This is a genomic window from Streptomyces sp. SID5910, from assembly GCF_009862125.1.
Taxonomy (GTDB): domain Bacteria; phylum Actinomycetota; class Actinomycetes; order Streptomycetales; family Streptomycetaceae; genus Streptomyces.
In genome coordinates, this window is the sequence record NZ_WWHX01000209.1 from 1 (window position 1) to 6,180 (window position 6,180).

Genomic DNA, 6,180 nt, shown 5'->3' on the forward strand with positions numbered 1-6,180 from the left:
CAGCACGTTGGACGGCTTCACGTCCCGGTGCAGGATCCCGGCGCTGTGCGCGGTGCGCAGGGCCTCCAGCAGGGCGACCCCGATCCGGGCCGCCTCGGGCGCGTCGACCGGACCGTGGGAGAGGACGCGGTCGGCGAGCGAGCCGCCGTCCACGAACTCCATGACCATGTACGCCCGTTCCTCGTCCTCGACGACGTCGTGGACGACGATGACGTGCGGATGCCGCAGCTGTGCGACCGCGCGGGCCTCCCGCAGGGTGCGTTCGCGACGCCGCCGGGCCTGTGCCGCGGAGAGGGTCTCGTCACGCGGGAGCGCCTTGACGGCCACCTGACGGCCGAGCAGTTGGTCGGTCGCCCGCCAGACGATGCCCATGCCACCGCGGCCGAGCCGCTCATGGAGCCGGTAACGGCCGGCGACGACACGCCCACCCGACCCCTGGGTCACCATGCGACCCATCATGCCCCACCGGACGCCCCGGCTCCGGCCCGCCGAACGCCGGGTGGCCGACATCCGACGGTCAGGCCGTCTTCTCCTGCCAGCTCCGCAGAACCCAGGTGAACTGCTCGCTCGTCGTCGCCCAGTCCTCCTCGGGCGACGACATGTAGATCGCGTACTCGACACCGTCCCGCGCGAAGTACATCTCCTCAATCGCGTGACGCGGCCCCGCGACATAGGGCGGGTCCTTGGCCAGCGCCGTCCAGGTGTACTCCCACAGCGCCCCCTTGCAGTCGCGGTAGGTGTTCTCCTTCATGGTCACCCGCTCGTAGCCGACCAGCTTCTGGAGCTGTTGCTCGAGGTCTTTCTGGTGCGACTTGGCGTCGGCGAAGTCCGGTGACCCGTCGATGGCGATACGGACGAAGTGCTTGCCGCCGTCGGGCGTGTAGTCGACCTGCTGGAAGCTGCCGTCGGTGGTGAGCTCCTCCCGCTCCCAGCCCGGTGGCAGGGAGAGGCTGAAACCGAGTGGGTCGTCGTGGCGGACCCAGTCGGCCGGGACGGAGACCGCGGGCTTGTCGTCCCCTGAGGGGGAGCCGGAGGCGGACGGGGTGGGTGAGCCGGTGACGGCGCCTCCACGGTCGGCGCCCTCTTCCTTGCCCGACTTGTCCGACGCCTGGAGCAGCACGGCCGTGCCGACGCCGACCAGGGCGGCGAAGGCGACCACCAGGGCGATCATCCACACGCGGCGCCGGGGGCGGGCGGGAGCGGCGGGCGGGTAGCCCATGGGCGCCGTGCCGCCGCCCGTCATCGCGCCCGGCACGGCACCCGCCGGCTGGTGCCCCACGGCCGTCGGGCCCGTCACCGGCGGATACGGCGTCTGCGCGGCCGTGCCGGGATGGCCCGGGTACACCGGCGCCGGCGCCTGCCCGGCGCCCGCGTACTGCGTCGGCACATACGCCTGGGCCGCGTGCGGGCGCCGTCCCTCGGCCGCCTCGGCGAGCAGGTGCTCGGCCTCGGTCGCACCGGGCCGGTCGGCCGGGTCCTTGCGCAGCAGGGCGCTGATGACGGGCGCGAGCGGACCGGCGTGCAGCGGCTCGGAGGCGTCCTCCTCGACGACCGCCTGCATCGTCGTCAGCGGCGAGGTGCGGCGGAACGGCGACCTGCCCTCCACCGCCGTGTACAGCGTCGCGCCGAGCGCCCACAGGTCGGAGGCGGGGCCCGGATCGTGGCCGCGCACCCGCTCGGGCGCCAGGTAGTCGACGGAGCCGACGACCTCACCGGTGCGGGTGATGGTGGAGTCGCCCTCGATCTGCGCGATGCCGAAGTCGGTGAGCAGCACCCGCCCGTCGTCGGCGAGCAGGACGTTGCCGGGCTTGACGTCGCGGTGCAGTACCCCGGCGGTGTGCGCGGCACGCAGGGCGCGCAGCACCCACAGGCCGATGCGGGCCGCCTCCCGCGGTGCGACGCGCTCGTCCTCCTTGACCGCGTCGGCCAGCGAACGGCCCTCGACCAGCTCCATCACGATCCAGGGCCGGCCGTCGTGTTCGAGCACGTCGTGCACGGTGACGACGGCCGAGTGGTTGATCCGCGCGGCCGCCCGCGCCTCGCCCCGGGTGCGCGCCAGCAGAATGGCCTGGTCGCTCTCGGAGACGTAGTGCGCGGCCGTCAACTCCTTGATGGCGACGACCCGGTGAAGTACCTCGTCGTGAGCGCGCCACACCCGGCCCATGCCGCCGCTGCCGATGGACTCGCCGAGCCGGTAACGGCCCGCGACGAGCCGGCCCTGCATCTGATTCACGTTGCCCCGCAATGGTCTTGTCAGGGTCAGACTAGGGACCGGGTCCCGATCGGGGAACGGGTGGGGTGGTACGAAGACCGCTCTGTGACAGTTGTCGCTTCCTGTGCCGTGAGGCAACCATCGAGGCGACCCGTCCGTACCAAGTGCCGTCAGCCCGTGTACTGGTAGGTCGCCGACGCCTGCTCGTACAGCCGGGTCACCTCGTCGCGCTCCGCCTCGGGTCCGCGCACCTGGAGCACGTGGTAGCGCCCGTCGATCAGCATCGCCACGTTGCGCACGTACAGCTCGCCGCCGCCCGGGCCGGTCCAGGTGAACTGCCCCTCGGCCATGGTCCGTCCGCCCACCTCGATGGTCTTCAGCCCGCTGGAGGTGGCCCAGCTGGAGGCGCGGTACGGCTCCAACTCGCGTTCCTTGTCCCGCTGGTAGACCATCGGGTCGGTGCCGAACTCGCCGGAGCCGTCCCGGCCGGGCACGACGACGAGCTCGTAGTCGCCCTTGGCGTAGACGACCTGGCCGCTGCCGTTGCGCGGGGTGCGGCTGAAGCCCTCGGCGACGGCGACCCGGAAGCCCTCCGGGTCCTTGCGCAGCGCGAACCCGTCGGCGACGTCGGGCCCGGTGGTCTGCGTCTCGGCCGAACCGGCCGACTCCGAGGGGGCGGGCCTCGCGGACGACTGCTCGGGCCTGGGTTCGCCGCTGGCCTCGGGCGACTGCCGCGACGGCGCCCGGCTCGTCTCGGCGGCGTCCGTGCGGGCGGGGGCGGCGGCGCCGTCGGCGTCGTTCTTCGGCATGAGGAACATGGCGTAGGCGACCGCTCCGGCCAGGGCGAGCAGGATCAGCAGGAGCAGGGTCCGGCCGAGGCTGCGCGGGGAGCGGTCGGGTTCCTGCCGGGACCTCTTGTGCCGCCCGTGGTGGGCGGGCAGCCCGGCGCGCCGCCTGCGCACCAGCTCGCCCCGGCGGCGCACGATGGGCAGCCGGCTGGTGTCGGCGGGCGGCGCCGAGACGACGTGCAGGCCGGCCTCCGGCTCGGGCGCGGAACGCACCAGGGAGCGCAGCCAGCCGCCCAGTTCCTCGAAGTCGATGCGCTCGGTGGGGTCCTGACGCAGCAGCGACTCCACGACCGGCCGCAGCGGTCCGCACTCCTCGGCGAACGCGGGCGGCTCCGCGCACACGATCTGCACCAGATCGGCGGTCGACTCCTCCGGGTAGGGCGCGTGGCCCTGGACGGCGCGGAAGAGCAGCGCGCCCAGCGCCCAGAGGTCGGTGGCGGGGCCGATGGGCGCGGCGAGCTGCCAGTTCTCGTGCACCGGCCCGGCCTGCTCCGGCGCCCAGCGTTCGGTCACGGGGCCGACGACGGCCATGCGGGCCTGCCGTGCCCGTTCGGCGGCGAGTGCGGTGCCCGGCCCGCGGTGGGCGGGGGTGCGGGCGGCCGGGTCGTCCCAGCCGCCGGTGACCGGGACGGTTTCCTGTCGCGGGGCGGGGGGCAGCGCGGCGCGGTCGTCGGCCGGTGCGGGGGCGGTGGGGTCCGCGGGGTCGGCGGTCGTGCGGGGCGTGGCGCCGTGCCAGGGGGCGGTGCGGACGCCGTAGGGGTCGGCGATCTGTCCGGGCGGTGCGGGGGCACTGCCGTGCGCGCCGGTGCCGGTGCCGGTGCCGTCGTCGTCGGGGGCGGGGCGGGCGCCGGGCAGGGCGGCGCGGCCGCTCTGCGCCTCCTGCACGCGGGCCGCGGCGCGGGCCCCGGCACGGTAGGCGGCGATGGCTCCGGCGCGGGCGGCGCGGATGTCGCCGCCGGTGTCGAGGGACGCGGGGGTGAAGCCCGCGGGGAGCCCACGGGGGCCCTCCGGGCCGGTCGCCGGGAGCCCGCGTTCACTGCGCGCCTCTATCGCGGCCCGCCGCGCGGCCTCGGGATCGGCACCGCCGGGGCCGTACACGCCGGTCACGGGATCGACGCCACCCGGACCGTACGCGCCGGTCGCGCGCTCGGCCGTCCCGCCGGGCCCGTAGGCCTCGGTCGCCGGACCGGCCGCCCTGCCGGACCCGAACGTCCCGGTCGGGGAACCGGCCGCCCCACCGGACCCGTACGCCCCGGTCCCGCCGCGCCCGAAACCACCGGCATCGGCACCGGCCTCCGTACCCGCGCCGCCCGGGCCGCCCGCCCTCAGGGCGCCGGCACGGGTGCCCTGAGCACCACGTACCGCACTCTCACGTCCCGTCGGCCCACCGCCCGGCCCGGCGATCTCCGGCGCTCCACCGGCACCCGGCGTCCCCGCCTGGTCCTCCGGCCCGGGGCCACCCGCCTCGCCCTCCGGGGCCGGGACCGGGTCGTAGCCGCACAGTGCTTCCTCCGCCGCCCCGACCGCCAGGCCGGTCAGCATGACCCGTCCGTCGTCGCAGACCAGCACCGTGCGGGCGGTGATGTTGCGGTGGACCCAGCCGTACCCGTGCAGCACCCGCAGCGCCATGAGGACGTCGGAGGCGACCTCGGCCGCCCGGTACGGCGTCAGCGGCTGTTCGGCGAGCAGGGCGGCCAGGGGCCTCGCGGCCACCAGCTCGCTGACGACCCACAGCGAGCCGCCCTCGGCGAAGACGTCGAAGACCTGGTCCAGACGCGGATGGTCGGGAACGGCGGCCGCGGCCTGCGCCGCCTCGACGGCACGTCGCACCACCGGGTCGACCGGTCGCCGCGGGCCGCCCCGGGGCGCCTGGGCCCGGGAGCCGGTGCGCCGGGCACCGCGGTCACGGGCCGTGAAACCGTCGGGCAGACCGTCGGCGTCGAGCACCTCCGCCTCGACGACCTCCGGCAACGGCACCTGCCGGACCAGGACTTCCTGGCCGCTGTAGGTGTCGAAGGCCCGGCTCTCGGTCAGTTCGTACTCGTCGGAGGGCGGCAGCGGCAGGCGGTAGCGGTCGGCGAGTACCCGTCCCGCATAGTCGTCCACGTTGCCTCCCCCGACAGTCCGGTCGTCGGTACCGGTCGGTCAATTCCGTTCGCCTGGCGGGCCGTTCCGGCTGCGTACGGTCCGCAAGCACTCACGATACGTGCCGGAGGCAACCCGCAAAGAGGGGATGCCAGATCTCGGACCGATCGAACCCGGGCCGCCGGACTCAGGACTTGGGCGTGAACGTCTTCGTCAGCGTCCGCCAGCTGTCCCGGCGCTGGTCACCGCCCCAGTCGGCGGCCTTCGCCGTGTACATGAGCGCGTAGCCCTGGTGGTCGTTGACGACGAAGCCCCGGTCGACGGTCCGGTACTTGGTGCCGCCGTCCTGGTAGGTGAATTCCCAGTCGGCCGCGTTCCAGCCGCGGTAGCCCACCTTCTCGATGCGGATCTTCTGGTACTGCGAGCGCACCATGGAGCGCTCCTGGTTCCGCCAGTCCGCGACCGGGTCGTCCTTGGGTGTGGACGTCCAGGCGACCAGCAGCTTCTGCCCGCCGGGTCCGGTGAAGCGGTCGCCGGCGGCGCCCGAGGACTGGAACTTCCATCCCTCGGGGAGCCCGATGGAGTAGCCCTGGCCGCCGCGGTGGGTGGCGGCCGCGCCGTCGTCCTTGCCCGCGTCGTCCGCGCCGGCCCCGGCGTCGCCGGAGGCGCTCGCGGAGGGCTGGCCCGCGGTGTCCGAGGAGGCGTCCGTCGCCGGCTCGGAGGCGGCGCCGTCGGTGCGGGCGCCTTCCGAGCCGTCCTGCTTGGTCTCGTCGCCCGCGGAGGCGGTGGCGGTCGTGCCGGCGCCGGTCCCGCCCTTGGCCGCGTCGTCGTCGTCGCCGCCGAGGGTGAGGGCGAGCACGGTGCCGAGGACGGCGAGGGCGACGATCACCGCGATGATCACGAGCGTCCGCTTCGGCACCACGTCGGTGAGCGGTGCGCGGGGCGCGGGCCGGTGCGGCAGGTCCGGCGGCGGCATGACGGGCCAGCCGGAACTGCCGCCGCCCGCGCCGGTGTTCGGCGTACCGGCTCCCCCGC

At 75.1% G+C, this 6,180-nt stretch carries 4 protein-coding genes; all 4 read right to left on the reverse strand.

Going from position 1 to position 6,180, the window contains the following annotated elements; translation table 11 throughout:
* The coding region (locus tag GTW67_RS07430; protein ID WP_237518723.1) for a serine/threonine-protein kinase at nt 1-456 on the reverse strand (456 nt) is incomplete at its 3' end.
* Between the two features lie 61 nt (nt 457-517).
* Nucleotides 518-2,224 carry a serine/threonine-protein kinase gene (locus GTW67_RS07435; RefSeq protein ID WP_161164009.1) on the reverse strand — a complete coding sequence of 569 codons (1,707 nt, stop codon included), beginning with the start codon at nt 2,222-2,224 and terminating at the stop codon, nt 518-520.
* 158 nt (nt 2,225-2,382) lie between these two features.
* Complete coding sequence (locus GTW67_RS07440; RefSeq protein WP_161164010.1) at nt 2,383-5,166, reverse strand: serine/threonine kinase C-terminal domain-containing protein; 2,784 nt, start codon at nt 5,164-5,166, stop codon at nt 2,383-2,385.
* A 166-nt stretch (nt 5,167-5,332) separates the two neighbouring features.
* Nucleotides 5,333-6,180, reverse strand: an 848-nt coding sequence (locus GTW67_RS07445; RefSeq protein ID WP_524539756.1) for a serine/threonine kinase C-terminal domain-containing protein, incomplete at its 5' end; no start/stop codon positions are given.

Excerpts from the sequence above, each read along its gene's own strand:
- GTW67_RS07435 (WP_161164009.1), bottom strand. The coding sequence starts at position 2,224 with ATGCAGGGCCGGCTCGTCGCGGGCCGTTACCGGCTCGGCGAGTCCATC.